This is a genomic window from Arthrobacter sp. NPDC080073 (assembly GCF_040686575.1).
GTDB lineage: Bacteria > Actinomycetota > Actinomycetes > Actinomycetales > Micrococcaceae > Arthrobacter.
The window spans coordinates 167156-193216 of the sequence record NZ_JBFBKR010000004.1; the positions used below are offsets into that span (position 1 = coordinate 167156).

At 64.9% G+C, this 26061-nt stretch carries 22 protein-coding genes and 2 tRNA genes; 8 read left to right on the plus strand and 16 right to left on the minus strand.

The features are described from left to right. Genes AB0O52_RS06865 through AB0O52_RS06875 form a run of 3 tightly spaced genes read left to right on the plus strand, consistent with a single transcriptional unit; the run spans position 1 to position 2807 of the window. Positions 1-933, plus strand: coding sequence for an ABC transporter ATP-binding protein (locus AB0O52_RS06865; RefSeq protein WP_364535210.1), 933 nt, complete (start codon positions 1-3; stop codon positions 931-933). After that, on the plus strand, positions 933-1841 hold the full coding sequence (locus tag AB0O52_RS06870) for an ABC transporter permease (protein ID WP_364535213.1): 909 nt from the start codon (positions 933-935) through the stop codon (positions 1839-1841). Before AB0O52_RS06865 ends, AB0O52_RS06870 begins: the two co-directional genes overlap by 1 nt. Positions 1842-1886: 45 nt before the next feature. Continuing rightward, positions 1887-2807 (plus strand): TauD/TfdA family dioxygenase, encoded by a 921-nt coding sequence (locus AB0O52_RS06875; RefSeq protein ID WP_364535215.1) that lies wholly within the window; start codon positions 1887-1889, stop codon positions 2805-2807. A 16-nt stretch (positions 2808-2823) separates the two neighbouring features. On the opposite strand, the gene AB0O52_RS06880 is transcribed toward AB0O52_RS06875, so the two are convergent. Next, entirely contained in the window at positions 2824-3789 is a 966-nt protein-coding gene (locus AB0O52_RS06880; protein ID WP_364535218.1) for an aldo/keto reductase, read from the minus strand. A gap of 99 nt (positions 3790-3888) precedes the next feature. Next, positions 3889-5592 (minus strand): glycoside hydrolase family 13 protein, encoded by a 1704-nt coding sequence (locus tag AB0O52_RS06885; protein WP_364535221.1) that lies wholly within the window; start codon positions 5590-5592, stop codon positions 3889-3891. A 109-nt stretch (positions 5593-5701) separates the two neighbouring features. Here AB0O52_RS06885 and AB0O52_RS06890 point away from each other — a divergent pair, with 109 nt between their 5' ends. Then, positions 5702-6901 carry an ROK family transcriptional regulator gene (locus AB0O52_RS06890; RefSeq protein WP_364535224.1) on the plus strand — a complete coding sequence of 400 codons (1200 nt, stop codon included), beginning with the start codon at positions 5702-5704 and terminating at the stop codon, positions 6899-6901. 40 nt (positions 6902-6941) lie between these two features. Here the strand turns inward: AB0O52_RS06890 and AB0O52_RS06895 are convergent, their stop codons facing one another. Beyond that, positions 6942-8420, minus strand: a complete 1479-nt coding sequence (locus tag AB0O52_RS06895) for a Na+/H+ antiporter (protein WP_364535227.1) — start codon at positions 8418-8420, stop codon at positions 6942-6944. Between the two features lie 18 nt (positions 8421-8438). Continuing rightward, a complete protein-coding gene (locus AB0O52_RS06900) occupies positions 8439-9095 on the minus strand; it encodes an NAD(P)H-binding protein (RefSeq protein WP_364535230.1) in 657 nt (218 codons plus the stop codon). A gap of 563 nt (positions 9096-9658) precedes the next feature. On the opposite strand from AB0O52_RS06900, the gene AB0O52_RS06905 reads away from it, so the two are divergent. Next, complete coding sequence (locus AB0O52_RS06905) at positions 9659-10603, plus strand: LysM domain-containing protein (RefSeq protein WP_364535233.1); 945 nt, start codon at positions 9659-9661, stop codon at positions 10601-10603. 979 nt (positions 10604-11582) lie between these two features. On the opposite strand, the gene AB0O52_RS06910 is transcribed toward AB0O52_RS06905, so the two are convergent. The 7 genes from AB0O52_RS06910 to AB0O52_RS06940 form a co-directional block, all read right to left on the minus strand. Beyond that, positions 11583-11659: transfer RNA gene (locus tag AB0O52_RS06910), tRNA-Met, on the minus strand. Between the two features lie 62 nt (positions 11660-11721). Then, positions 11722-11793, minus strand: a tRNA-Thr gene (locus AB0O52_RS06915). A gap of 118 nt (positions 11794-11911) precedes the next feature. Then, entirely contained in the window at positions 11912-12280 is a 369-nt protein-coding gene (locus AB0O52_RS06920; RefSeq protein ID WP_364535236.1) for a LysM domain-containing protein, read from the minus strand. 218 nt (positions 12281-12498) lie between these two features. After that, the gene (locus AB0O52_RS06925; protein WP_364535239.1) at positions 12499-14670 is read right to left on the minus strand and encodes a DEAD/DEAH box helicase; all 2172 of its coding nucleotides are present in this window, start codon (positions 14668-14670) and stop codon (positions 12499-12501) included. Positions 14671-15111: 441 nt separating this feature from the next. Next, positions 15112-15774, minus strand: coding sequence for an MOSC domain-containing protein (locus AB0O52_RS06930; protein ID WP_364535242.1), 663 nt, complete (start codon positions 15772-15774; stop codon positions 15112-15114). A 21-nt stretch (positions 15775-15795) separates the two neighbouring features. Further along, the gene (locus tag AB0O52_RS06935; protein ID WP_364535602.1) at positions 15796-16470 is read right to left on the minus strand and encodes a response regulator; all 675 of its coding nucleotides are present in this window, start codon (positions 16468-16470) and stop codon (positions 15796-15798) included. Continuing rightward, positions 16467-17951, minus strand: a complete 1485-nt coding sequence (locus AB0O52_RS06940) for an ATP-binding protein (RefSeq protein WP_364535245.1) — start codon at positions 17949-17951, stop codon at positions 16467-16469. Before AB0O52_RS06940 ends, AB0O52_RS06935 begins: the two co-directional genes overlap by 4 nt. A 132-nt stretch (positions 17952-18083) precedes the next feature. Here AB0O52_RS06940 and AB0O52_RS06945 point away from each other — a divergent pair, with 132 nt between their 5' ends. Continuing rightward, positions 18084-19268, plus strand: a complete 1185-nt coding sequence (locus AB0O52_RS06945; RefSeq protein WP_364535248.1) for an acyl-CoA dehydrogenase family protein — start codon at positions 18084-18086, stop codon at positions 19266-19268. Positions 19269-19283: 15 nt separating this feature from the next. Here AB0O52_RS06945 and AB0O52_RS06950 read toward each other — a convergent pair whose 3' ends face one another. The 4 genes from AB0O52_RS06950 to AB0O52_RS06965 all read right to left on the minus strand — a co-directional run bounded on the left by AB0O52_RS06950 (position 19284) and on the right by AB0O52_RS06965 (position 23881). After that, positions 19284-20633 (minus strand): MFS transporter, encoded by a 1350-nt coding sequence (locus tag AB0O52_RS06950; RefSeq protein ID WP_364535250.1) that lies wholly within the window; start codon positions 20631-20633, stop codon positions 19284-19286. Beyond that, positions 20630-21157: a helix-turn-helix domain-containing protein gene (locus AB0O52_RS06955; protein ID WP_364535253.1), complete on the minus strand. Its 528-nt coding sequence runs from the start codon at positions 21155-21157 to the stop codon at positions 20630-20632. The genes AB0O52_RS06950 and AB0O52_RS06955 overlap by 4 nt, the downstream gene beginning before the upstream one ends. Before the next feature lie 160 nt (positions 21158-21317). Further along, complete coding sequence (locus tag AB0O52_RS06960; protein WP_364535256.1) at positions 21318-22481, minus strand: cystathionine gamma-synthase; 1164 nt, start codon at positions 22479-22481, stop codon at positions 21318-21320. Between the two features lie 14 nt (positions 22482-22495). Continuing rightward, on the minus strand, positions 22496-23881 hold the full coding sequence (locus AB0O52_RS06965; RefSeq protein WP_364535259.1) for a cystathionine beta-synthase: 1386 nt from the start codon (positions 23879-23881) through the stop codon (positions 22496-22498). Positions 23882-24059: 178 nt separating this feature from the next. Here AB0O52_RS06965 and AB0O52_RS06970 point away from each other — a divergent pair, with 178 nt between their 5' ends. Next, entirely contained in the window at positions 24060-24488 is a 429-nt protein-coding gene (locus tag AB0O52_RS06970; RefSeq protein WP_364535261.1) for a VOC family protein, read from the plus strand. Positions 24489-24531: 43 nt separating this feature from the next. Here the strand turns inward: AB0O52_RS06970 and AB0O52_RS06975 are convergent, their stop codons facing one another. After that, on the minus strand, positions 24532-24939 hold the full coding sequence (locus AB0O52_RS06975) for a VOC family protein (RefSeq protein ID WP_364535264.1): 408 nt from the start codon (positions 24937-24939) through the stop codon (positions 24532-24534). 138 nt (positions 24940-25077) lie between these two features. Here AB0O52_RS06975 and AB0O52_RS06980 point away from each other — a divergent pair, with 138 nt between their 5' ends. Further along, complete coding sequence (locus AB0O52_RS06980) at positions 25078-26058, plus strand: 3-methyladenine DNA glycosylase (protein ID WP_364535266.1); 981 nt, start codon at positions 25078-25080, stop codon at positions 26056-26058. The last annotated feature ends 3 nt before the right edge of the window (positions 26059-26061 follow it).

The following is a 26061-nucleotide window of genomic DNA, read 5'->3' on the forward strand; positions in this document are numbered from 1 at the left end:
ATGACCGCAAAAATCAGCCTCCGCAATGTCACCAAGCAATTCACCGTCCGCCCCGGCAAGGGCTCCAAGGCCTCCCAACGCGGCGCGGCTGGCAAGACCGGCACGCAAGAGCCCGCCACGCTGACCGCCCTCGACTCCCTGAGCCTGGACCTGCGCGACGGCGAGTTCCTCACCTTGGTGGGGCCGAGTGGTTCGGGCAAGACGACCTTGCTGGATCTCGTGGCTGGCCTGTCCACGCCCACCTCCGGCGAGGTATTGGTGGACGGCCGGCCCGTGACGGGACCTGGAAAGGACCGTGCCGTTGTTTTCCAGCAGTACGCGCTCTTTCCCTGGCGCACGGCATCGGCCAATGTGTCGATCGGGCTCGAAGGCAAAGGCCCGGACGGGCGCAGGCTCAACCGGCGCGAACGTGCCGCCAAGGCAAGCGAATACCTCAAACTGGTTGGCTTGGCCGGTTTCGAGGACCGTTTCCCGCATGAGCTCTCGGGTGGCATGAAGCAGCGGGTGGCCATCGCCCGGAGCCTCGCCTACGAGCCCGATGTGCTCCTCATGGACGAACCCTTCGCAGCCCTGGACGCCCAGACCCGCGAACAGCTCCAGGACGAGCTCCTGCGGATCTGGCGGGCCACGGGAAAGACGATTGTCTTCATCACGCACGGCATCGACGAGGCCGTGTACCTCGGGCAGCGTGTCGCCGTCCTCAGCGCCCGGCCCGGACGGCTCAAGGAAATCGTGGACGTGGACATCCCGGACCGCGACGGCGGCGACGACATCCGTTCGCACCCCGCCTTCGTCGAACAACGGCACAAGGTCTGGACCCTGTTGCACGACGAAGTCCGCCTCGCCCAGGACGCCGGGCACCGCAAGATCCAGCCGGACGGCACCGCCCCGGATGAAGCCCCTGGAACAACTCCCGAAAGGAGCGCAGCCTGATGACCACAACACTCGCGCAACAGCCCGCGGCGAGCGCCGCGCCAAAGCAAGCGCCCGCCGTCGGGCACTCCGGTCCGGCGCAGGAGGGGCGTAGGAGCACGACGGCGGCACCCGCCTTTGTGCGGACAGCCGCCGCCCGCGCCGGTTCCGTCCTGTGGAAGTCCGCCGGGATCATCGCGTTCCTGGGTCTCTGGGAGCTCGGGCCGACATATCTGGCGAGGCCGTCAACCCGGGTATTCCTGCCGCCCTTGCACGAGGTCCTGGCCGCGTGGGGCAAGCTGTTCGAATCCGGCACCATCCAGGGGCATTTGGCCGCGAGCCTCACCCGTTCGGTGTCGGGATTCGGCGCGGCCCTCGTGGCCGGCGTTTCCCTCGGGCTGCTGATCGCCTGGTACGGGCGGCTCAATTCGGTGTTGAACCCGCTCCTGGAGTTGTTCCGCAACACTGCCGCGCTTGCACTGCTGCCTGTTTTCACACTGCTGCTGGGGATCGGCGAGGAGTCCAAGATCAGCATCGTGGCCTACGCGGCGTTCTTCCCGGTCCTGCTCAACACGATCGCGGGCGTCAAGACCGTGGATCCGCTGCTCATCCGGGCCGCGAAGTCGCTCGGCCTCTCGAGCCTCGCCCTGTTCCGCAAAGTGATCCTGCCTTCCGCTGTGCCCACCATTTTCACGGGAATCCGCATGGCCGGCACGGCCTCCATTTTGGTGTTGATCGCGGCGGAAATGGTGGGGGCGAAGGCCGGCCTCGGCTACCTCATTGTGAATGCCCAGAGCAGTTTCCTGATCCCGGATATGTACGCCGGCATTCTCACGGTGTCCCTTCTGGGATTGGCCGTGAATTTCCTCCTTGTAGCCCTGGAACGGCATTTCTCCCGCTGGCGGACCGCCGTCGGGTCCGGGTCCTGACCGTCAATCCATCCATCCCGCAAGTCACAACAGAACAGGAACAAAATGTCCGTCATTACCGAAACAAAGTTGGAATTCGCCAAGCTCGGATCCCGTATCGGCGCCGAAATCCGCGGCTTCGACCTCAGCGGCGATCTCTCCCCGGAAACCGTGGGGCAGATCCGGGCCGCGCTCAACGAACACAAGGCCCTCGTTTTCCGGGAGGCCAACATTCTCAGCGACGAGGCCCAGGTGAAATTCGCCAGCCACTTCGGGCCGCTCACCACGGCGCATCCGACGGTTGCGTCCGTGGAGGGCGAAGAGAACGTCTTGCCCGTGGACAGCGAGAACGGTTCGGCCAACAACTGGCACACCGACGTCACGTTCGTGGTCAACCCGCCGCAGGCTTCGACCCTGCGCAGCATCGACCTTCCGTCCTACGGTGGCGAGACGCTGATTGCTTCTTCGGCCGGGGCATACTCGGATTTGCCGGATGAGCTCCGGAATTTCGCGGACACGCTCTGGGCGATCCACACCAACGACTACGACTACTCGGTGCCGAAGAACCTGGAACATGAGAATGCCGATGAGCGCCGCAAGGAATTCACCCGCATCAAGTTCGAAACCGCCCACCCTGTGGTGCGTGTCCATCCCCTGACCGGCGAGCGCGGATTGTTCATTGGGGGCTTCGCGCAGCGCCTTCGGATCGTGGGGCTGTCCAACACGGAGTCCAAGGACATCATCCGCTTGCTGCAGGCCTACGTCACCCGTCCGGAGAACGTGGTGCGCGTGAACTGGGAGCCGAACCAGCTGGTGCTCTTCGACAACCGCATCACCCAGCACTACGCCCCCGACAACTACGACGGCCAGCCGCGCAAGCTCAACCGTGTGACGATCGCCGGCGATATCCCGGTGGGAGTGGACGGCAAGCCGAGCCAGTCGATCCAGGGTGACTCGTCCGCCTACTCCCCTGTCGCGCCGTTGTAGCTGCCTTTAACGCGCTTTAGGGGAGTTTGCTGCCCCGCGCAGCCACCCACAGGCTGTACCACTCGGTCCGGGTCATGGCTGCGGCGACGGCGGCAGCATCCGCGCAGGCCGCGATCCGGGCCGGGTTGGAACTGCCCAGCACAGGGGAAATGCGTGCCGGATGCTTCATGAGCCACCCCAACAACACGGCCTCAGGAGTGACACCCTTTGCTTCCGCGAGCTGGGCGACCAGAGCGGCAGTTGCGGTGTCGGCGGCAGTCTGGGAATCCGGCGTCGATCCCGTGTACCTGCCCTGGGCGAGGGATCCGTAGGCCTGCAGCTCAATCCCCTGGCTGATGCAGTGTTCCAAGGTGCCGTGCGGGAAACTGTAGCCGAGGGCATCGTCGTGGTTGACCAGCACAGTGCCCTCAAGCCAAGCCCGCCGGTGCAGGCTCATTTCCAGCTGGTTGGCCACGATCGGCACCTCCAGCTGGTCCTGCAGGAAGGCGATCTGGGCGCCGGACATGTTGGACACGCCCAATTGCCGCACCTTGCCTTCCGCCATGAGCTGCCCGACGGCGGACGCCACCTCTGCTGGTTCCATCAGGGGATCGGGGCGGTGGAGCAGCAGCACGTCGACGTAGTCGGTCCTGAGCCGTTCCAGGCTTCCGTTGACCCGTTCCAGGATGGCGTCCTTGCTGAGGTCGTAGTGGCCTTCGACTCCGGGCTGGCCGAGCCGGATGCCGCACTTGGTCTGGAGCTGGATCTTCTCCCGCAGCCCAGGCGTCCCGGCCAGGACCTCGCCGAACACTGCCTCGGACTTGCCGCTGCGGTAGATGTCGGCATGGTCGAACAGGACGATCCCGATGCCCATCGCGGCTTCGATCGCGGACGCGGCCTGCTCAATTTCGGCAGCCCCGTATTCGCTGCCTTCCCACGGACCTCCGAGGCCCATGCAGCCATAGATGAGCCGGCCGGTGGGGGTTTCACTCTTTGCAGTCATTTTTCCAACTCTTTCACAACGCACAGCAACGCGGGGTCACTTACGGCCCGTCCCGAGGGACATTATGGGCCGTAAGTGACCCCGCGTTGCATGGAGGGACTAGACGATCCAGGCAGTCGTGTTCGCCGGGAGCTTGCCGGCCTCGAGCGGTGCGCTGCTCACGACGACGGTACCTTCCGGAAGTGCCACCGGCTCGGTGCCGAAGTTCGTCACCGACTGCCAGCCGTTGGGCCGGGCGAAGTGCAGCACGGACTCGTTGCTGGAGGGGATCCATTCAAGATCCTCGGCTGCCCGGAGTTCCGAACGCAATTTCAGGGCCTTGCGGTACAGCTCCAGCGTGGAGCCGGGAACGTTCTCCTGCGCGTCCACGGCGTAGCCTGCGAACCATTCGGGCTGCGGCAAGTGGGCATGTCCATCGCCGAAGCCGAACGACGAACCTTCGCTGGTCCACGGCAGCGGGACACGGCAACCGTCGCGGCCGACGTCCACTCCCGGGTTGCGGAAGAACGCCGGGTCCTGGCGCTGGCCGGCGGCGATGTTGCCGACTTCCTGCAGCCCCAGTTCTTCGCCCTGGTACAGGTACGCGGAGCCTGGCAGGGCGAACATGAGCAGGGACGCGGCGCGGGCACGGCGCAAGCCGAGTTCGGCGTCGACGTCGGCGGCCGAACCGCCGTCGAGCAGCCATTGCTTGCCGTCCTGGCCCAGGCCGTCACGGCCGCCACCCGCGGGCAAGCCGTAGCGCGTGGCGTGCCGGACGACGTCGTGGTTGGAGAAGACCCACGTGGACGAAGCACCGGACGCGGCAGCCTCGCTCAGGTTCTTGGTGATGATCGTGCGGAACTGGCCGGCATCGAAATCGGCCTGGAGGAGGTCGAAGTTGAAGGCCTGGCCCAGGCCCTCGGGGCTGGCGTAGCGGGCTCGGCGGTCCGCGTGGACCCACGCTTCGGCGACGGCCGTCCGGGGCGGGTTGTACTCGTTGAAGACCTTGCGCCACTCGGCGTAGATCTCGTGCACCTCGTCGCGGTCCCAGAACGGGTGGGCGCCCAAAGCGTTTTCGCCTTCTTTGGGCAGCTCGTTCTTGGAAGGCAGAACCTCCGGCAGGTCCTTCGTGAGGGCATGCGCGACGTCGATGCGGAAGCCGTCCACGCCGCGGTCGGACCAGAAGCGCAGGGTCTTCAGGAAGTCCTCGCGGACCTCGGGGTTGTCCCAGTTGAAGTCCGGCTGCTCCTTGGTGAAGATGTGCATGTACCACTGCCCCGGGGTGCCGTCAGGTTCGGTGATGCGTTCCCAGGCCGGGCCCCCGAATACCGAGTCCCAGTCGGCCGGGGGCAGTTCGCCGTTCTCGCCCAGTCCGTCGCGGAAGATGTAGCGCTCACGGGCAGCCGAGCCCTTCGGGGAAGCCAGCGCCTCCTTGAACCATTCGTGCCGGTCCGAGGAGTGGTTCGGGACGATGTCCGCGATCAATTTGATCCCTGCAGCGTGCAGGGCGGCCGCCATCTCATCGAAGTCGGCCAGGGTGCCCAGCTTGGGGTCCACGTTGCGGTAGTCGTCGACGTCGTAGCCACCGTCAGCAAGGGCCGAGGGGTAGAACGGGCTCAACCAGACCGCGTCAATGCCGAGGGACTTCAGGTACGGCACCTTGGCGGTAATGCCCTTGATATCGCCCAAACCATCGCCGTTCGCATCCGAAAAACTGCGAGGGTAGATCTGGTAGACAGCCGCTTGGCGCCACCAGTTGGGATCGGCCATGCGCTCGGAGCGCTCGGAGTCGAAGTGGGTTGCCATGGTGGCGGTGGAGGACAAAGGGAATCCTGTTCTGTGTCGGCGCTTCGATGGATGGGACTTTTATTTAGAATCTAAATTTAGTACCTCAAGTATTATGTGACGCATACCTACAGGAGGTCAACAGGGCATGCCTGACATCGCGACTGCCACTCCGCAGATGCTCCGGCGGTTCAACGCGGCCACGGTGCTCGGAGCCATCCGTTCCTCCAACGCCGTGACCGTTTCCGAGCTGATGGACGCCACCGGACTGACCCGCGCCACCACCATTTCCGTGTGCGAAGACCTCATGGCCCGGGGCTGGATCCGCGAGCTGGAAAAAGATTCGGATACCTACCAGAAAGGCCGGCCCGCACGGCGCTTCGAGCTCGACGAAAGCGCCGGCTGCGTCTTGGGAATCGACGTCGGCATCCTCAAGACCACCGTGGTGGTGGCCGATCTACGCGGCAAGTTCACGGGACGGGCCAGCAAGCCATTTCGCGCCAGGGAGATCGACGCCGAGGAACGGATCGGCGTCATCAGCCAGACCGCGCTGATCGCCCTCGAGGCTGCCGGAGTGGCACCGGACAAGGTCCTTGCGGTGACGGTCGGGCTTGCCGCCCCGGTGGGCCGGGACGGAAACATCCTCGTCAGCCAGCCGTTCTGGAGCCTGTTCGACGTCGGCCTGAAGAAGGCCCTGCACGACCTGCACGGATGGGCGGTAATGCTGGAGAACGATGCCAACTTGGCGGCATTGGGCGAATGTTGGCGGGGCGCCGGCAGCGGCGTGCAGGACCTCGCAGTGCTCCTTGCCGGTGAGCGTTTCGGCGCGGGCCTGGTGGAATCCGGCCGTCTGCTTCATGGCAGCCGCGGCGGCGCCGGCGAGATGGCCTACCTGGACATGGTTGACGGAGTCGGATCGGCACACGGCCTCGCCGCGCTGGCCAGATTGTGGGCAGCGGAAGCCCTTGCGGGAAAATCGAAAACCACGCTGCGGACCGCAGTCCCGGCGGGCCAGGAGGTCACGGCACAGCAGGTCTTCGCCGCCGCTGCCCAGGGTGACGAGGTGGCGCTGGACATCCTGGACCGGCTTTCGGACCGGCTTGCCCGGGTGGTCTCCACGGTGGCCATCTTGCTCAACCCGGAGCTCGTGGTGATCGGCGGCGCCGTGGCAGATTCGGCGTCGGTCCTTCTTGAGCCGGCCGCCCGAAAACTGGCCGTCTACACCGCCACTCCCCCGCGGTTGGCGGCATCGCCGTTGGGCGATGCGATTGTGGGCATCGGCGCCGTGCGCCACGCACTGGACCACGTAGAGAAGAACTCCTTGGATCTGGTGTTGCGGCGCGCCTAGTCGCGTCTGCGGTGCCGGCCGTTCCCGTCGGCGCGGGCCGCTAGTCCGGCATCGCCATGGTGCGCAGGTCCAGCTGGCGCAGCACCCGGTCCGCCACCTCGGGATCCATGCCAGGCTCGGCCCGCGCCGCGACCACTTCCTGGCGCGCGGCGTCCAGGGCGATGGTCTGGACCGCGATCGCCAGTTCCCTGCCGCGTTGGCGCTTTTCGGCGTCGGACTCGTTCTTCAATGTCCCGTCCAGCAGCTCGGCATGCAGGCGGGTCATCTTTTCCTTGACGAGGGCCACCTTGTCCGCGGGCAGCTCCTTCATCAGATCATGCTCCTTGAGCGCCGAGATCGCGGCAGTCTGGGCGCGCTTGGCCAAGAGCCTCGCGGCATCCTTTTCCTGCGAACCGTCCCCGGATGCCTTGAGCACGCGCATGAGCCACGGAAGGGTCAGCCCCGGCAGCACCAGGGTGGCCAACAGTACGGCGCAGGCGATGACCAGGATCTCGTGCCGGGCAGGGAAGTCGCTGCCGTCGGCAATGGTCAGCGGAAGGGCCAGGGCAAGGGCGAGCGTCGCGAGGCCGCGCATGCCGCACCAGGTCAGGATCAGGACCTCTTTGGGGGACGTTGGCTGCAGCAGGTTCTTCCGCTTGCGGGCCGAAACTGCCAAAAGCCCGAGCCAGGCGAAACGGACAACGAACACGAGCGCGCACACCGCCACGGCCGGGCCGATCATGCCGTAGATGGCGGCGCCCTCGTCCCGGATCACATGCCGGATCTCCAGCCCGACAAGGCCGAAGGCCAGGCCCGTCGCAAGGAGGTCCACCACATCCCAGAAGGCGGTGCGCGTGACGCGCTCGGCCGCGTCCTGCGACCGCGCGTGCCGCTGTGTCTCGAGGGCGGTGACGACGACGGCGATCACCCCCGAAGCGTGCAGCTCTTCAGCCAGGATGTATGCAGCGAAGGGAATCACCAGTGTCACGGCACTTCGGGCCACCATCGAGGTGACGAGCTTGGTGATCAGCCGCGTCAACCAGCCCATCGCGATGCCGACAATGACGGCCAAAGCAGCACCGATGACGAACTGGAGTACGACGCCGGCCCCCAGCTTGGTGCCTGAAACCGTCGCTGCCACTGCGGCCTGGAAGATCACGATCGCGGCCGCGTCGTTGAACAGGCCTTCGCTTTGCAACACGGTGATGAGCCTGCGCGGCATGTGGACGCGCCCGGCAACGGATTCAACCGCCACGGGGTCCGGCGGAGCCACCATGGCACCCAGTGCGATCGCCGCAGGAATGCCGATCCCCGGAATCATGAGCCACGCGGCTCCGGCAACCGCCGCCGTCGAAACCACCACCAGCGCCACCGCCATGAGCAGAAGCGTCCGCCACCGGACCCGGAAGACCGCCCAGGAACTCTTCTGCGCGGTCGCGAAGAGCAACGGGGGCAGGAAGATCGGGAGGATCAGTTCAGGTGCAAGCTCAAAGTCGGGGAACCCCGGGATGAAGGTCATCGCCGCAGCAAGCAACAGCATCAGCACCGGGTACGGAAGCTAGGACGCGGTGAGGGCCTCCACCACAGGCACCGAGCCGTCCCGGAACTCGATGGTGCGGCGGACAGTCTCGGGCAGTTCCAAGGCGGCGGCGGCCACCAAGGCGACATTGGCCCGCGAGGTTTCGGTCCCTGTGCCCGGATCCGCGGGGCTTACCTCAATGCGCGCAGAACCCGGCTTACTGGTCAGCGCGCCCGGGCCCAGGACCGTCCAGTCGAGATCAGTCGCGCGAAGGTACTCGTCGGCCGCGGCTTTGGCTTCCGCATATGCGTAGAAGCTGTTGCCCTCGGGAACGCCATGGCCGGGTCCCGCGCCGAAGTAGGACACCATCACATAGCGGGCCACGCCCGCCTGCGCCGCAGCATCCATCGAGCGGATGGCGGCGTCCCTGTCCACGGCATACGTACGTTGCGGATTCCCTCCGCCTGCCCCGGCGGACCACACCACAGCGTCGTGGCCGTCAAGCGCAGAGGCGATCTCCGCCGTCGTCGAATTCTCGACGTCAAGTATTACCGGAGCCGCACCCGTGACTGTGACGTCGGCCGCGTGTTCCGGATTGCGAATGAAGGAAGTGACCGTGTGACCTTCGTTGCTCAGGATGCGGGAGAGTTGCAAGGCCACTTTGCCGTGGCCGCCGATGATTGCGATTCGACTCATGGACCCATTCTGTCGCAGTGGTCAAGCACAGTGGACAAACCCCGTGGACAAGCCCCTCCCCAAGGCGGCTGATGAATTCTCGAAAATTGCCGCTCCGCATTTGCGCATCGCCGAATTCGTCAATTTTCCGGATAAATATGACTACTAATTACTAAGCAGACTTAGGTTAGTCGTAATCACGCCTCCCGCCCGGGGCCCCGGGAGCCCTGGCCCCTGCAGGCACCCTCCCGTCGCCGAAGAAGACTTACGAGTGTTTGGCGGGCAGTCGTAAATAAAAGCAAGTGGCACCCACTCGTGTGGAGGGAATTTCCCATTCCTACACTCAAATCACCTGCAGCAGGAAAAGGAATGCCTCATTCGTAAATCTCATTGATGGATATATCCAAAAAACGGGGCCCCTCCCGTTGATGGCCATATTCAAATTGGGCGGAGTCGAGGGATTCCTCAGTGCTGCGCATTTAAGCAAAAGGGTCTCAACAAGCGCCATCCCCTGCGCCTGCGTATCACTTCCCGGGCCAGCCAACCGACCGGCCACCAGAAACGATGAACTACGGGGATCGGACATGTATCAGCAGGAGTACAGGCACAGCGGGATCAGCGGAGGCAACGTCCTCGCCCTGATATCCGCGGGGGTAAGAACACTCACCAGGTACAAAGCATCAATAGCCACCTGGGCGATAGTGGCACTGGTCGCCGTTGCGGCCGTGACGATGCAGAACCACGCACAGGTACTTGCACCGGCAGGCACGAGCGCCGCAATCGCCCCGCACGTCGGTCCGGGAGCCGGGATTGCCGCGCCTTCGCCGGCCGCTGCAAGTCCGACGCCGGCATCCACGCAGGTGCCAGTACAGTCGCAGGCACCGGCCGCCGTCGCGCCGTCAGCTCCCGCCGCGGCGCCGGCCGCAGTCGCAGCTCCACCCGCTCCGGCTCCTGCTCCCGCTGCTGCGCCTGACACGAACGCCTACACGGTAGTCAGCGGCGACACCGTTGGCTCGATAGCTGCCAGGTTCGGCGTCGACGTCAACGGGATGCTGGCAGCCAATGGGCTCAGCGCCTATTCGGTCATCGTGCCCGGCCAGGTGCTGAAGCTGACAGGGCCGCCGGTTGCCGCGGCCCCGGCGCCCGCACCAGCTCCGGCCCCGGCACCCGTTCCGGCTCCCGCACCAGCCCCCGCTCCGGCGGTGCGGACCATCTACGTTGCGGGTTCAGGCGGCCAGGCCGCCGTGGACAGCTGCATTGGCCCGATCCACTTCACCCCCACGGACGCCTACTCGCTGTTCATCACCGAACATGATTTCTGCGGCGGGTGGGCACGATTCTCGGGCATCGGCGTCGGCGAAACAGTGAGCATCCCCGGTTACGGCACGTACACGGTGACGGCACGCGGCCAGGTGCCCCAAGGCGGGACCACCAACAACGTCGCAGCGGTATTCGGCGGCTTTCCTCGGGCGGTACTGCAGACCTGCATCCCGGGAACCAACCAGATGCTTGTCATCGCACTGAACTAGGGGGTCCCGGCCACGGGGTCTGTACGCGCTCCAATCCTGACCCTCTTTGAATCCGGGATGGCATCGTCAGCGGCGTGTCGCCGGCGTGTTGCGCGGCATCGCTATTCAAAGAAGGTCGGAACGGGAGGCCTTCGGGCTCCAGCGTCATGGCGGGGGCATCCGGCCAGAGCTCGCTCAATGCTCTCCATTTTGGGAGACTGGACCAAGACCTGAGAGTGGGGCGACCTTGGACGGGCAACAATGGATCTGGGTTGCGACGGTGCTGGTCGTCGCCGCGATAGTAGCCATTGTCATGGCCTTTGGACGCCGGTGACAGCCGCCCGTTGCTCAGGCTCGATCAGGGACCGATATCATCCGCCCCGAGGCGGCCTGGGTGTCGCGGCCCGGAAGTGGCCGCTTCCCGGGGCGCGACAACTTCGCTAACTTCCGCTTCTTGTGCCCCAGCGCGAGCACGTGGAATGAACACATAAGCACAACTGTGATGCCAACGAAGACCACAAGGTCAATGAGATAGCGGCCAAAGTCCACGAGCGGGGATGCCTTTCGGTCCGGACAACCCCCTGATCGTAGCTGGAGATAGCCCGCAGACGAAACGGCCCCACTACCGGGTGAACCTCAAGGAAACACTAAGAAAAGATCAAGATTCAACTCAGGCTGCCCGCTCGCAGCCAAATGCTTATGCAAGGATCTGTTTGTCATCGAGGGCGTGGCCAACTTCGGAGAAGCGCCGCCACCTGAGGATTGGGGGACACCCAAGTGGCGGCGCCTCTAAAAACTACCGGCAGCTTGTGCGTGCTCTCAGCTTTTCGGCAGGATCTTTACGAAACCTTTACGGCAAGTGCCCAGCAGGCTTGCGGGTTTCGGCCAGGACCAAGGCCCCGTCCGGCCTACCTGGGAAGGGCGGCTTCTTCAATCGGCATCCGGCTCGGCGCGACCATACCTGGATGCGAAAAAATCCCCGCCGTAGCGGGGATTTTCTTGGTAGCGGTGGGGAGGCTCGATCTCCCGACCTCACGATTATGAGTCGTGCGCTCTAACCAACTGAGCTACACCGCCACGAATGAGAAAAACCTGCATCAAGCCGGTCAAAAACCGCCTTGACACAGGCCCTCATTCAGAGCCCCCCACCGGAATCGATCCGGTGACCTCGTTCTTACCAAGAACGCGCTCTACCACTGAGCTAGGGGGGCAACGAGTAAATACTCTACCGGACGATTTCTCAGGCCACAAATCGGCTGCGGGACAGGGAAAAACGGCGCCGACACAATTTGCATCCGCACCGGATTCTTGAGCCGGAAGGAGCCTGAATCAGGGCAAACGGAGCACCTGGCCCGGGTAGATGTGGTCCGGGTTGGGCACGGTATCCGCGTTCGCTGCGATCAGGGCGTCCAAGTCAACACCGAACTGCATGGCGATGCCGCTGAGGGTATCGTCTGCTTCCACGACCACTTCGGTGACCTGCCGTGCGCTGGCGGCGGGAGCACCGGCGTCGGACACTGCGGCGTCCGGAGCCGCGAGAGCTCCTGCTTCCGCTGACGGGTCCGGCCCGGCACTTTGGACCGTCTCCCCCGATGAGGCCTCAGCGGCCTTCTGCGGGGCCTCGGAGGGCCGTCCAGTCACCTTCGGTTCGGCCTTGTCGAACCCGAGGTTCTTCTTCAATCCATCGAGGAATCCCATGAACCTAGCTTTCCACAGCGGGGCCGCACCGATTTCCCCTTCTTTGGTTTGGGAAAGCGTTTACGACACGGCGAGTCTGCCATCCTTGGGCCTTTGGGGCGGCAAACATGGGGAGAACGGTACAGCCAGGCGCTGCGCTTCGGACGTGGCAGCCGTTAAACAGCCAGAGGCCGGCTCGAAAGCCGGCCTCTGACCAGAAACCCAGGAACTAGTCCTGATTACCACTTACCCTTGCGGTTGAAATCGCGGTTGCCTGCGTCGCCGCCAGTGCGCGGCTTGCGTGCGCCGCGGTCGCCGTAGCTGCCCGTCCCGGCACCGGCGCTGCTGCGCTCGCTGTAGGAACGGCCGCCGCGGTCAGCGGAAGAACGCTCGCCACCGGCGTAGCCGCCGCGGTCGCCTTCAGTCTTACGGAACTCCTTTTTGAAGCCACCGTTGCCCTTGAAGTTTCCGCCACGGTCTCCTCCGGAGTAGCCGCCACGGTCGCCGCCACGGCTGCCACCGGAGTAGCCGCCACGCTCGCCACCCCGGTCAGAGGCCGGCTTGCGGCCGTTGTCCAACTCGAGGTGGATCAGCTCGCCGCCGATCCGGGTGCGGGACAGTGCACGCAGTTGCTCGGGGCTCAGGTCCGCCGGAAGCTCCACGAGGGAGTGGTCCGAGCGGATGTCGATGCCGCCGATCTGTGCCGAGGAGATGCCGCCTTCGTTGGCGATGGCGCCGACGATCGAACCCGGCATGACGCGCTGGCGGCGTCCGACGGCGATCCGGTAGGTGGCGTTGCCCTCGGTCAGGGTGCGGGTGGGGCCACGTGAACCGAAGCCGTCCTTGGAGCGCTCGCGCTTCTGGAATTCGGGTGCAGCCGGGAGTTCCTTGACCAGGAGCGGCTGGCCGCCCTGTGCCATGACGGCCAGTGCAGCGGCGATCTCCGAAGCCGGAACGTTGTGCTCCTCTTCGTAGGAGGAGATCAAGTCACGGAACGCTGCAACGTCCTCGGACTCGAGGGTCTCCGTGATCTTGTCTGCGAACTTGCCCAGGCGCAACGTGTTGACCGTCTCGGCGGTGGGCAGGTGCATTTGCTCAACCGGCTGGCGGGTGGCCTTCTCGATCGAACGCAGCAGGTACTTCTCACGCGGCGTCATGAACAGGATGGCGTCGCCGCTACGGCCTGCACGGCCGGTACGGCCGATGCGGTGGACGTAGGACTCGGTGTCGTGCGGGATGTCGTAGTTGACCACGTGGCTGATGCGCTCAACGTCAAGGCCACGGGCCGCGACGTCGGTGGCCACGAGGATGTCGATGCGGCCTTCCTTCAGCGCGTCGACAGTCCGTTCGCGCTGCTGCTGCGGAATGTCACCGTTGATCGCGGCGGCCTGGAAGCCCCGGGACTTCAGCTTGTCAGCGAGGTCCTCGGTGGCCATCTTGGTGCGCACGAAGGCGATAACGCCGTCGAACTCTTCCACCTCGAGGATGCGGGTCAGCGCATCGAGCTTGTGCGGGCCCATGACCTGCAGGTACCGCTGGCGCGTGTTGGCGCCCGTGGTGGTCTTGGACTTGACCGAGATCTCGGCCGGGTTGTTCAGGTACTGCTTGGACATGCGGCGGATCTGGCCCGGCATGGTGGCAGAGAACAACGCAACCTGGCGGTCTTCCGGGGTCTGCTGGAAGATCTGCTCAACGTCCTCGGCGAAGCCCATGCGGAGCATCTCGTCGGCTTCGTCCAGTACGAGGTACTGCAGCTCGGACAGGTCCAGGGAACCCTTGGAGATGTGGTCGATGACGCGGCCCGGGGTACCGACAACAACCTGTGCACCGCGGCGCAGGCCGGCAAGCTGGGGGCCATAGGCGGAGCCACCGTAGACGGGGAGGACCGTGAAGTCATCAATGTGCTTGGCGTACGAGGTGAAGGCCTCGGCAACCTGGAGCGCGAGCTCGCGGGTCGGAGCGAGAACCAGGGCCTGGGTCTTGCGGGAGGGGCCGTTGAGGTCGTGGAGTTCGGCCAGGCGGGACAGCGCCGGTACTGCGAATGCTGCAGTCTTACCGGTACCTGTCTGGGCGAGGCCGACGACGTCGCGGCCTTCGAGCAGCAGCGGAATGGTTGCTGCCTGGATCGGAGACGGCTTCTCGTAGCCGACGTCCTGCAGTGCGGCCAGGACGCGGGGGTCGATTCCGAGGTCGACGAAGCGGATGCCCTCTTCCTCTTCCTCGGCGGGCGCTTCAGCCTGGGCTTCAGCCTTGGCGGGCGCTGCAGCGGGCGCTTCAGCCTCGATGAACTCGGCGGCGGGCGCTTCAGCCTCGATGAACTCAGCGGCGGGCGCGGTTTCGGCGATCTCGACGGCGGTCTCTGCTACTTCGGCAGACTCGGCGACGAACGGGTCGTTCAGGTTTTCGGGCATAGGGGAAAGTTTCCTCATCCATAGGGGGCCAGTCGGCGCGGCCCGGTTGGGCTTGGCCGCAGTACACGTTGCGGGCAGAAGAACCGTGAGGTTCTGGTGCTCGCAAGAAGTCCGGCGCTGTCGCAATCCCATGGCAGGACTTCCCGCTGCATCTCTTGGCTGCTATCTCAGCAGTCTGTACAGCGTTTTCTTCGCCCGGCTCTCCCTATGAAACTGCCCACACACATTTTGCGGGCCCCAACACTGACCAGTCCTGCCTCAAGAATTGGGCAGGAAAAAGGGATTTCCGGAGTGGGGGATATTTCAAGTGTACGGCACAGATTGGTCCCTTCGCGACATAACCGGCGACGGCGGTGGTGAGCTTGCGCACAAACCGGCGCCGAGCGGCCTCGCCACCGCCCTTCAGGACGGCCGGTCAGAAGGTCCGTTCAAGTGCAGCTTTCAGGCGTCAACCCCGTTGCGGCGCATGAGCTTTTCGAAGGTGTCGTGGTAGTCAGACTGCAGAAGGACCTCTCCGTCTGCCTCGGCGTCGAGAAGCAATTGCATGTCATCGAGGTTGGGGTTGCTGAACCACTGCCCCACCGTGATGCCATGTTTCGGCACGAAGAGTTTGTGGATGTAGTCGCCGGCCGAAATGGTGCCGGTCTTGACCACGCGCAGGTAGGTGCCGACCCGCCCTGCGTCCGTGAAGCGCTTGACCCACTGTGGTTCATTCATGCGGCGCTGGAAGGTTGCGCACGGCACGCGCGGGGATGTGACCTCGACTTCGACGTCCAGGCCGATCTTCCACCGTTCGCCGATCACGGCACCGCTGGTCTCGATTCCGCGCACGCGGAGGTTCTCCCCGAAAATTCCGGCGGGCATGTCCCTCTGGAGTTCATTCGCCCAGTAATCGGCATCCGCCTGCGAATACGCATAGAGCGCTTGGTCCTCGCCGCCGTGATGGATCCGGCTCGCCTGGATGTCCCCGTGGATTCCCAGCTTGTGGACCTTCACGGGCCCGTCGACGGGGCGCTTGTCAATGGCCGTCACTCCTACCGACCCTTCAGGATCGGGCAGGAGCTCGTATACCCGGCAAACAGCAAGCAACGATGCGGTATCCATGACTACAGTCTACGTACGCAGCTACGGATCGAAACGATATCCCATGCCGGCCTCGGTGTGGAGATGGCGGGGCTGGGCGGGGTCGCGTTCGAGCTTGCGCCGGAGCTGGGCAATGTAGACGCGCAGGTATTGGGTCTCCTTGGCGTAGGCCTGCCCCCAGACCTGGGTGAGGATCTGCTGCTGGCTGACCAGTCTTCCGGCGTTGCGCACCAGCAATTCCAGGATGTTCCACTCCGTGGGCGTCAGCCGCACTTCTGCGCCGTCCTTGGTGATCTTCTTTCCGGCCAGGTCAACCAGGAAGTCGGCGGTCTGGAGTGTCGGTACTTCGTGCCGTGGCGCCGCCCGCCGCGAGGCCGCACGGAGCCGCGCCAGGAGTTCGTCCAGGCCGAAAGGCTTGGTCACATAGTCGTCGGCTCCGGCGTCGAGGGCCTCTACCTTGTCTTCCGAACCGTGCCTGGCGGACAACACGATAATCGGCATACTGCTCCAGCCACGGATGCCTTTGATCACCTCCACGCCGTCCATGTCCGGCAGCCCAAGGTCGAGCACCACGATGTCCACTGGCTGCTGGGCCGCAGCCTTGAGTGCGTCTGCGCCGTTGCCGACGCTGATGGCGTGGTAACCGTGGGCATGGAGATTGATTTGCATCGCCCGGGCGATCTGCGCCTCATCTTCCACGATCAGCACGAGGTTCAAGGCCGCCCTCCTGTCCATAGAGGAAGTGTGACCACCATGGTCAGCCCGCCTCCCGGCGTCGCCTCAGCCATGAGCGTACCGCCCATGGCCTCGGTGAATCCTTTGGCGACAGCGAGTCCCAAGCCGATGCCGCTGCGACCGTCCCGGCTGGTTGGGGAATCATCGAGTCGTTGAAAAGGCTGGAAAAGCTCCAGGACTGCCGCGGGTGCGATCCCCCGACCGTGGTCCATCACCCTCAGTTCGCTGGCCGGACGCCCGTCCACCGTGATGCCCGCACCGGTCCGCGCCACCAGCACTACATCGGAGTCAGGCGCGTATTTCACTGCGTTTTCCACGAGGTTCGCCACGACGCGTTCCAATATCCCGGCGTCGGCCTCTATATACGGAAGGTTGGCAGGGAGTTCGTTGCGGACGCGTTCCCTCGGCACGCCCCGCAAAGCCTCCGGAATGATCTGGTGCCAGCCGAGTCCGCGCAGCAGCGGGTTCACGGCATCCGCGGTGATTCGGGACATGTCCAGCAAGTTGTCCACCAGGTGATCCAAGCGGTCCGCGTAGTCCTCGATCGTGGCCAAAAGTTCGCGCTCGTCTTCGGGGGCAAATCTCACGTCTTCCTGTCGCAGGCTGCTGACAGCAAGCTTGATTCCCGCCAGAGGAGTGCGGAGGTCATGGGAGACGGCGCGCAGGATGGAGGTCCGCATTTTATTGCCTTCCGCGAGGCGCACGTTGTCCTGCCTGCTCTTGACGAGCTGCTGGCGCTCCCGCAACGCCACCACGAAGGCGCCGAACGCAGCGAGCATGCGCCGATGCTGTTCGGAAAGCGGGCCGCCCCGCAGCAGGAGCGTGTAATTGGGATCGACGACGGCGGCATGGTCCGCCGCCGCGTGGGTCACCGGCGGTTGAAGCCCGGAGCTTGCAAGGACCTGCCAGTTGGGCCCCGGCACGTCCGGCGAGTCAAATGTGGAGAGCAGCGTCACCGCGTCCATGCCGAGGTTGACCCGGATCTTGTCCAGGAAAGATTCGAGGCTGCCGTCCGAGCTCAGGATCCGAAGCGCCAGTTCGCTGAGGGCTCTTGCCTCGGCTCCGGAATGCGCGGCCTCCTGGGCCCGCCGGGTCGCCAGGCCGACGGCGAGCGCCACCCCGCACGCTACAGCCAGGAAGATGACCAGGGTGAAAAGCGTGGCGGGATCCGCGATGGATAGGGAGCCCACCGGGTCGGCGGAGAAGTAGTTCAAGAGCATACTGCCGAGGACGGCGGATACCACGGCCGGCCACAACCCCCCGATTGCGGCCACCGCGGCGGAGACGGCCAGCTGGAAGAGCATGATCATGGCGAAGTTCCGGTATTGCAGCGCGGATACCACGACTTCGATGGCCGAGGGTAGCAGCAGGGCCAGGACGAGGCCCGCCAGAATGCGGCGTCGCCCGATCCCCCTGACTGCCGGTAGCGGCAGTCCCATTGCGTTCACGTCCGCCGCGGCCATGGCTCAATTCTGGCACGGCGCGCGTCCCGCGCCGGCGTTCGCCGTAGCTGCGAGGCCGCTGCAGGCCGCTGCGGACCGCTGCGGCCCGCTGCGGCACGCTGCGGGGAACATGTCCGGCCTTAGGATGCTGGCATGAGCCATTCAACGACGAAAACCTCCGATGTCCTTGCCCTCGATTCCCTCTTGAGCTCCGAGGAACTGGAGCTTCGCGAGAAGGTACGCGATTTTACGGACCAGCGGATCCGGCCGAACATCGCCCGCTGGTACGAGGACGCGGTGTTCCCGCGGGAACTGCCGGCGGAACTCGGCGAACTCGGCGTCCTCGGCATGCATCTGGAGGGCTACGGCTGCCCGGGCCGCACCGCCGTCGAATACGGCCTCGCCGCCATGGAACTCGAGGCCGGCGATTCCGGCATCCGTACCTTCGTGTCCGTCCAGGGCTCTCTGGCCATGACGGCGATCCACAGGTGGGGCAGCGAAAAGCAGAAGGAACAATGGCTCCCGCGCATGGCCGCCGGCGAACTGATCGGTTGCTTTGCCTTGACGGAGCCGGCGGCGGGTTCGGACCCCTCGTCGATGGCCAGCTTTGCGCGCCGCGACGGGGCGGACGACGACGCCGGCTGGGTGCTCAATGGTTCGAAGCGCTGGATCGGGATGGCCTCGATCGCCGACGTCATGGTGGTGTGGGCAAACACCGACGACGGCATCCGGGGCTTCCTGGTTCCGGCCGGAACTCCGGGAGTCACCGTGACTCCGATCGACGCGAAGCTCTCCCTGCGTGCCTCGATCCAGTGCGATGTAGGGTTCGACGCCGTCCGGTTGGGTCCGGAGGCCATCCTCCCGGGTGCCCTGGGTCTCCGCGGCCCGTTCACTTGTCTCAACGAGGCCCGGTACGGCATCGCTTGGGGCGCGATGGGCGCGGCCCGCGACTCCTACGAGGCGGCGCTTGAATATGCCGGAAGCCGCATACAATTCGACAAGCCCTTGGCCGGCTACCAGTTGACCCAGGAGAAGCTGGTGAACATGCTCCTGGAGATCCAGAAGGGCACCATGCTCGCGCTGCATCTTGGCCGGCTCAAGGATGCAGGCAAGCTGCGCCCGGAGCAGATCTCGGTGGGCAAGCTCAACAATGTGCGCGAGGCAATCAAGATCGCCCGCGAAGCCCGCACCATTCTGGGCGGCAACGGCATCACGCTGGACTACCCGCCCTTGCGCCACGCCAACAACCTGGAATCCGTGCGCACTTACGAAGGGACGGACGAGGTACACCTGCTGATCCTCGGCCAGCACATCACAGGTGTTCCGGCGTTCCGGTAGCCGGCTCTTCCCGGCCTAGGCTCCGACCGGAACGGGTTCCTTCTTCCCCGCGTCCTTGCGGATTGTCGCGCTGATCACGGCCGCCACGGAGCACATCGCTGCGGCGCCGATCCATGCATAGGTGTAGTGGCCCGTGGTGTCGCGGATGTAACCCGCGAGCAGCGCGGCAGCCGCGGCCCCGAGCTGGTGAGCCGCGAAGACCCAGCCGAACACCACCGAACCGTCCGCCCCGAACACTTTCCGGCAGATGGCCGCCGTCGGGGGCACAGTGGCAACCCAGTCCAGGCCATACACCACCACGAACACGATCATGCTCGGTTGCACCGTGGAGCCCAAGAGCACGGGCAGCACCAGCAGTCCGACCCCGCGGAACTGGTAATACACAGCCAGGAGCACCTTGGGATTGAAACGGTCCGTCAACCAACCGGAAGCAATCGTGCCCACGATGTCGAAGATCCCGACGACGGCCAGCAAGCCTGCCGCAGTGGTTTCCGGCATGCCGTGGTCGTGCGCCGAGGGAATGAAGTGGGTGCCGATCAGGCCGTTGGTGGTGGCCCCGCAGATGGCAAAACCGGCAACCAAGGCCCAGAACGTGCGCACTTTGCTGGCGCGCTTGAGCACCTGCAGTGCCCGCACGGCGGCGTTGGGCGTCCTGGCGCCTTCGGCTTTGGCGGCGTCCGCGGCCGGGGCGGTGTCCGCCGTCGTCGGCTGCTCTTCTTCGGCACCGTAAGGCTGGACCCCGACGTCGGCGGGCGAGTTCTTGAGCCAGCGCAGCACGAGCGGCACTACCGCGAGCGCGCCGGCAGCGATCAGCAGCGAGGCGCCGCGCCAGCCCGGGCTCTGCGCAAGCAACGCGATGAAGGGCAGGAACACAAGCTGCCCGGCGGCGCTGCCCGCGGTCAGGATGCCGATCACCAGTCCGCGGTTCTTCGAGAACCAGGTATTCGCGATAGTGGCGGCGAAAACAAGGGCCATGGAGCCGGTGCCCAGTCCGATCAGCACACCCCAGGTCAGCAGGATCTGCCAGGACTGGTTCACGAACACCGTCAGGGCGGACCCGAGGCCGATCAGGCAGAGGGCAATCGAGGTGACGGTGCGGATGCCGAAGCGCTCCATGAGCGCGGCAGCGAAGGGCGCGGTGAGGCCGAACAACACCAGGTTGATGCTGACGGCGAGCGACAGCACGGTGGTTGACCAGCCGAATTCCTGCTGCAGCGGCACCATGAGCACGCCCGGCGCAGCCCGGAATCCGGCTGCGCCCACAAGTGCCAGGAACGCGACGGCGGCCACCATCCAGGCGGGGTGGAGGCGCCGCTTCCGCGGGGTCTTGCCGGCGGAAAGTCTGGTCGTGTTGGGTGCGGTCATGCGGAGGGCTCCGATTCGTTCGGGAGGTCATGTCTGCTGGGTGCAGTGGCCAACGCCAATGGGTGTTCCGATCGTGTGAGGCTATGCCAGCTGGTGTTGGCGGCAGTCAGCCGGGACCCGCAGTGGGAGCAGGTATCAGCCGACGCCGTCGGCAGTCCGCAGCCGTTGTGGATCACGCGCATGTGGGCATTGTCGGCCGGGGCATCGAGATGTTTCTCGGACCACAGGATGATGGCGTTCAAGACAGGCAGGGCATCTTCGCCCTTGGGGGTGAGGACATACTCTTGCCGCGTGCGGGCGCCATCCAGGTAGGGCCGTTGGGCGAGGAGGCCGGCTTCAACCAGCCAACCGAGTCTTTTGCTGAGGACGTTGGCCGCGATGTCCAGACGCGTCTTGATGGCGTCGAAGCGGCCGTTGCCGAAGAAGACCTCCCGCAGCACCAAGCTTCCCCAGGGGTCTCCGAGGATATCGAGGCCACGTGCCAGGCTGCACGTCCGCTCGGACCAATCGGATCGTAAAGGCATGGTTTGACCTTAGCTGGCTTTTCTAAAGAAAGCTAGGCGTCTCCGGCTAGGGGAACTCCATAACTGACCATATTTGAACGCAGATCGGCCGGGACACGCCACTGTAATGGCGTGTCCCGGCCGATCGCTTGATCAAAGAAGGTCAGAAGTTGAGGGGCCCTTAGTCCGTGATGTTACCGATCGCCTGTTCAAGGTCCGCGATCAGGTCTTCGACGTCCTCGATGCCGCAGGAAAGCCGGATCAGGTTCACCGGCACGGCCAGCTCCGTGCCCTTGACCGAAGCGTGCGTCATCTCCGAGGGGTAGTTCATGAGGGACTCGATGCCGCCCAGCGACTCGGCCAGCGTGAACACCTGGGTGGACTCCGCCACTTTGCGGGCCGCAGCTTCCCCGCCCTTGAACTGCACGGAAATCATGCCGCCGAATTTCTTCATCTGCTTGGCGGCGAGCTCGTGGCCCGGGTGGGAAGGCAGTCCCGGATACAGGACGGCTTCAACCTCGGGTCGCTCGAGCAACCATTCAGCGACTGCCTGTGCGTTCTGGCTGTGGCGGTCCATGCGCACGCCCAGTGTCTTGAGCCCGCGGGTCGTCAGGAACGCGTCCATGGGTCCCGATACGGCGCCGACGGCGAACTGGACAAAGCCGATCTTTTCGGCCAGTTCGGCGTCCTTGACCACGATCGCACCGCCTACGACGTCCGAGTGGCCGCCGATGTACTTGGTGGTCGAGTGGACCACGACGTCGGCACCCAAGGCGAGCGGGGTCTGCAAATAGGGCGAAGCGAAGGTGTTGTCGACGACAAGGAGGGCACCGGCGTCGTGCGCCACTTTGGCGAGCGCCTCGATATCGGTGATCTTCATCATCGGGTTGGAAGGAGTCTCCACCCAGACGATGCGGGTCTTGTTCGCCGCCACGGCCGCCGCAACCGCGTCAAGGTTGGACATGTCCACCGGTGTGTTGCCGACGCCCCACTCGCCGAGCACGCGGTTGATGAGCCGGTACGTTCCACCGTAGGCGTCGTTGCCGAGAACGATGTGGTCGCCGGGCCGCGCAACCGCACGGATCAGGGAGTCCTCCGCGGCAAGGCCCGAGCTGAAGCTGTAGGCGTGGGTTCCGCCCTCGAGCGCGGCGAGCTGCTCCTGCAGCGCGTCACGGGTGGGGTTGGTGCCGCGGCCGTACTCGTAGCCGTCGCGCAAACCGCCTATGCCGTCCTGGGCATACGTCGAGCTGAAGTGCAGCGGCGGAACCACGGCGCCGGTGCGCGGTTCGAAGGCCTGGCCGGCGTGGACGGCACGCGTGTTGAATCCTGCTTCGTTTGCAGACATTTGAACTCCTAGTGTCAGTTGCTCAGGTAGGCGAGAAGGTCGTGGCGGGTCAGGATGCCCACGGGGGCTCCGACGAACGTCACCATGACGGTGTCGACGTCGGAAAGCAGCTCGCGTGCAGCGGAGATGGTTTCCAGGGAGCCGATCACGGGCAGGCGCTCCCCCATGTGCTCGGAGATCTTGTCGGTCAATTTCGCCTCGCCGCGGAACAGCTTGGTGGTCAGCGTGCGCTCATCGACGGCGCCGAGGACCTCGCCCATGACAACAGGTGGTTCCTGCGAGAGGACCGGGATGTGCGAGACCCCGAATTCGTTCATGATGTTGATGACATCGCGGACGGTCTCGTTGGGGTGGATGTGGACGAGGTCCGGCATCTCGCCGGTCTTGGACTTCAAAACCTCGCCAACGGAGGCTTCCTCGCCGCCGGAGAGGAAGCCGTAGGAGCGCATCCACTTGTCGTTGAAGATCTTCGCCAGGTAGCCGCGGCCGGAGTCCGGCAGGATCACGACGACGACGGCTTCCTCGCCGAGGTCTTTGGCCACCTGCAACGCGGCAACAACTGCCATGCCGGAGGAACCGCCCACGAGGAGGCCTTCCTCGCGGGCCAGTCGCCGGGTCATCTCGAAGGAGTCGGCGTCGCTCACGGCAATGACATCGTCCGGCACGGTCTTGTCGTAGTTGGCCGGCCACATGTCCTCCCCGACGCCCTCGACGAAGTAGGGCCGCCCGGTGCCGCCCGAGTAGACCGAGCCTGCCGGGTCAGCGCCGATGACCTTGACGCGGCCGCCGTCGGACTCCGGCCGGTTGGCGGAGACTTCCTTGAGGTACCGTCCCGTACCAGTGATGGTGCCGCCCGTGCCGGCGCCGATCACAACGTGGGTGATCTTTCCGTCGGTATCACGCCAGATCTCGGGCCCGGTGGTTTCGTAGTGGCTGCCGGGAGCGGCGGGGTTGGAGAACTGGTCCGGCTTGTAGGCTCCCGGGATTTCCGACACGAGCCGGTCGGAGACGCTGTAGTAGCTTTGCGGGCTGTCCGGGGCCACGGAAGTGGGAGTAACGACAACTTCGGCTCCGTATGCCTGAAGCACGGCGCGCTTGTCCTCGCCCACTTTGTCCGGGACCACGAAGATGCACTTGTAGCCCTTTTGCTGGGCCACCAGGGCAAGTCCGACGCCGGTGTTGCCGGAGGTGGGTTCCACGATGGTTCCGCCCGGCTTGAGCTTTCCGTCCCGCTCCGCTTCCTCGATCATCTTCACCGCGATCCGGTCCTTGATGGAGCCGCCGGGGTTCACATATTCGAGCTTCACCAGAATGGTGGCTTTGAGGTCCCCGGTCACGTGGTTGAGCTTGATGAGCGGTGTATTGCCAATGAGGTCCAGGACGGACTGGGCGTACTTCATAGGTACCAAGTTACCGCCTGGTCAGGATTGCTTCGGTGCAGACGAGGCCCGGGTCGGTGGCTGGTCCGCGTGTAGCCGTCCGCGTCTAGCCGTCCAAGTCCAGCCGTCCGCGTCTAGCCAAAGGATGGGCTCGCGCGGCAAGCTAGCGGGGACACCCTCCAAGGAAAGGACATGCACCATGGATTGGACCCTCGAAGTGGTTGTGCTCCCTGTGAGTGACATTGACCGTGCCATCGAGTTCTACCGCGACAAAGTGGGCTTCAACCTTGACCACAACACCACCAACGAGCACATGCACGTGGCGCAACTGACTCCGCCGGGCTCCGGATGTTCGATCGTCATCGGAGACCTGCCGGCGCAGAATGAGATGGCGCCGGGTTCCATGCGGGGTCTTCAACTTGTGGTCTCGGATGCGCGCGCTGCACGCGAAGAATTGCTCGGCCGCGGGGTCGAGGCCAGCGAAATCACCGTCTTTGACGAGCGCGACGGCGGCACGTTCTTCGGCTTCAGCGATCCGGACGGCAACACGTGGGCGGTGCAGGAACTCAAGGTCCGCGCCGAGAAGCCGTTGATCCCGGCGGAGGCCCGCGGGCGCTTCGGGGAATAGGGCTAGCCCCGGAATCAGTGTGAACTAGCCCTGAACAATCGACTCACTCAGCCGGTGCCGGGCTACCTGCCGAAGAGTCGGTCTGCCAGAGGCCCAGGATGTTGCCTTCAGTGTCCTTGAAATAGGCGTAGTAGCCCATGCCCGGAACAGCGTCCTTGCCTTTGACAACCGAACCGCCAGCACTCTCGATCTGGCCAAGCGAAGCCTCGATGTCTTCGACGTCAACCGTGATGACGGGCGTCTTCAACTCTTCCGAGCGCGGGAACAGTGCGCCATTGATGGCCCCGGGCGTGCTCGGCATACCGGTCTGCGGATCTGAAGGCGTGGTGATTGCGATCGTGTAGTCCATCTCCTGCATGGGGTTGAGCGTCCAGCCGAAGGCACCCTGGTAGAAAGTGTTGGCCCGCTCCTTGTCGTCCGCGGGGATTTCAAAATGCACAACACCGGCCATTGCGTTCTCCTGAGATTGTCATGGAAGGCGCAGACGCCCCGCGCCACACGTGGAGTCTAGTCTTGTGGGTTTCGCGGTGTAAGGGCCTGGACGCCGCTCTTTTGGAGTGTTGTCGGACGAGCATGCGACCATGAATGAATGACCATCGTCGACGTCCCACCCGCCGCCGCGGCTGCGGCCGACGCCTCCGTTCGATGGCACCCCGGCGGTCCCTTCGACCTTCTGCAGACCCTGGGAATCCTCATGCGCGGCAACGGCGATCCCTCGTTCGCGGCGCGGCAGGACGGTGTGTGGATGGCCTTCACGACGCCGGACGGTCCGGCCACCTTGCGCCTCACCGCCGCGGGAACCGGCCAAGACACGCATGTCGATGCCCAGGCTTGGGGCTCCGGGTCGGGCTCCGCCATCGCCTCTGTGCCTGCACTGTTGGGAAGCGGCGACGACTGGTCCGGCTTCGACGATGCCGCCTTCCATGCCACCCTCCCGCGGATGGTCAGGGAAGCCCGACGCCGGAACCTCGCCGTCCGTTTACCAACCACCGGCCGGGTAGTCGACTCCCTCGTGCCCACCATTCTTGAGCAAAAGGTCACCACTATCGAAGCCCGGCGGGGATACCGCTACCTGATGTACCGGTACGGAACCGCAGCCCCCGGCGCTGGCCGACTTTCGACGTCGAGCCTGCTCGTCGCACCCACCGCCGCCCAGTGGTTGGCCATCCCTTCATGGGAATGGCACAAGGCCGGCGTGGGTCCCCAACGTTCGGCAACCGTCATGCGGGCGCTGCGATCCGCCGTCGCGCTTGAACGTCTCGCCTCGCTCAGCGCGGCCGAAGCCGGGGCCAAGATGCAGACCATTCCGGGCATTGGCATCTGGACGGCAGCCGAGGTTGTCCAGCGGACCCATGGCTGCCCGGATTCGATCGCGGTGGGCGACTACCATTTGGCCTCGTACGTCGGGTACGCACTTACGGGCAGGAAAACGGACGACGCCGGAATGATCGCCCTCCTGGAACCGTGGCGGGGGCACCGGCAACGGGTGGTCCGGATGCTTGGACTCAGCGGCTTCCGCAAGCCCACCTTCGGACCCCGGATGACCATCCAGGACCACCGAGGACACTGACTC

Bases quoted from the DNA above. Each gene is read 5' to 3' on its own strand.
- AB0O52_RS06870 (WP_364535213.1), top strand. From the start codon at position 933: ATGACCACAACACTCGCGCAACAGCCCGCGGCGAGCGCCGCGCCAAAG.
- AB0O52_RS06965 (WP_364535259.1), bottom strand. From the start codon at position 23,881: ATGAAGTACGCCCAGTCCGTCCTGGACCTCATTGGCAATACACCGCTC.
- AB0O52_RS06925 (WP_364535239.1), bottom strand. From the start codon at position 14,670: ATGCCCGAAAACCTGAACGACCCGTTCGTCGCCGAGTCTGCCGAAGTA.
- AB0O52_RS06950 (WP_364535250.1), bottom strand. From the start codon at position 20,633: ATGACCGCACCCAACACGACCAGACTTTCCGCCGGCAAGACCCCGCGG.
- AB0O52_RS06970 (WP_364535261.1), top strand. From the start codon at position 24,060: ATGGATTGGACCCTCGAAGTGGTTGTGCTCCCTGTGAGTGACATTGAC.
- AB0O52_RS06890 (WP_364535224.1), top strand. From the start codon at position 5,702: ATGCCTGACATCGCGACTGCCACTCCGCAGATGCTCCGGCGGTTCAAC.
- AB0O52_RS06905 (WP_364535233.1), top strand. From the start codon at position 9,659: ATGTATCAGCAGGAGTACAGGCACAGCGGGATCAGCGGAGGCAACGTC.
- AB0O52_RS06895 (WP_364535227.1), bottom strand. From the start codon at position 8,420: ATGCTGTTGCTTGCTGCGGCGATGACCTTCATCCCGGGGTTCCCCGAC.
- AB0O52_RS06955 (WP_364535253.1), bottom strand. From the start codon at position 21,157: ATGCCTTTACGATCCGATTGGTCCGAGCGGACGTGCAGCCTGGCACGT.
- AB0O52_RS06880 (WP_364535218.1), bottom strand. From the start codon at position 3,789: ATGACTGCAAAGAGTGAAACCCCCACCGGCCGGCTCATCTATGGCTGC.
- AB0O52_RS06875 (WP_364535215.1), top strand. From the start codon at position 1,887: ATGTCCGTCATTACCGAAACAAAGTTGGAATTCGCCAAGCTCGGATCC.
- AB0O52_RS06940 (WP_364535245.1), bottom strand. From the start codon at position 17,951: ATGGCCGCGGCGGACGTGAACGCAATGGGACTGCCGCTACCGGCAGTC.
- AB0O52_RS06930 (WP_364535242.1), bottom strand. From the start codon at position 15,774: ATGGATACCGCATCGTTGCTTGCTGTTTGCCGGGTATACGAGCTCCTG.
- AB0O52_RS06975 (WP_364535264.1), bottom strand. From the start codon at position 24,939: ATGGCCGGTGTTGTGCATTTTGAAATCCCCGCGGACGACAAGGAGCGG.
- AB0O52_RS06980 (WP_364535266.1), top strand. From the start codon at position 25,078: ATGACCATCGTCGACGTCCCACCCGCCGCCGCGGCTGCGGCCGACGCC.
- AB0O52_RS06945 (WP_364535248.1), top strand. From the start codon at position 18,084: ATGAGCCATTCAACGACGAAAACCTCCGATGTCCTTGCCCTCGATTCC.
- AB0O52_RS06865 (WP_364535210.1), top strand. From the start codon at position 1: ATGACCGCAAAAATCAGCCTCCGCAATGTCACCAAGCAATTCACCGTC.
- AB0O52_RS06920 (WP_364535236.1), bottom strand. From the start codon at position 12,280: ATGGGATTCCTCGATGGATTGAAGAAGAACCTCGGGTTCGACAAGGCC.
- AB0O52_RS06960 (WP_364535256.1), bottom strand. From the start codon at position 22,481: ATGTCTGCAAACGAAGCAGGATTCAACACGCGTGCCGTCCACGCCGGC.
- AB0O52_RS06900 (WP_364535230.1), bottom strand. From the start codon at position 9,095: ATGAGTCGAATCGCAATCATCGGCGGCCACGGCAAAGTGGCCTTGCAA.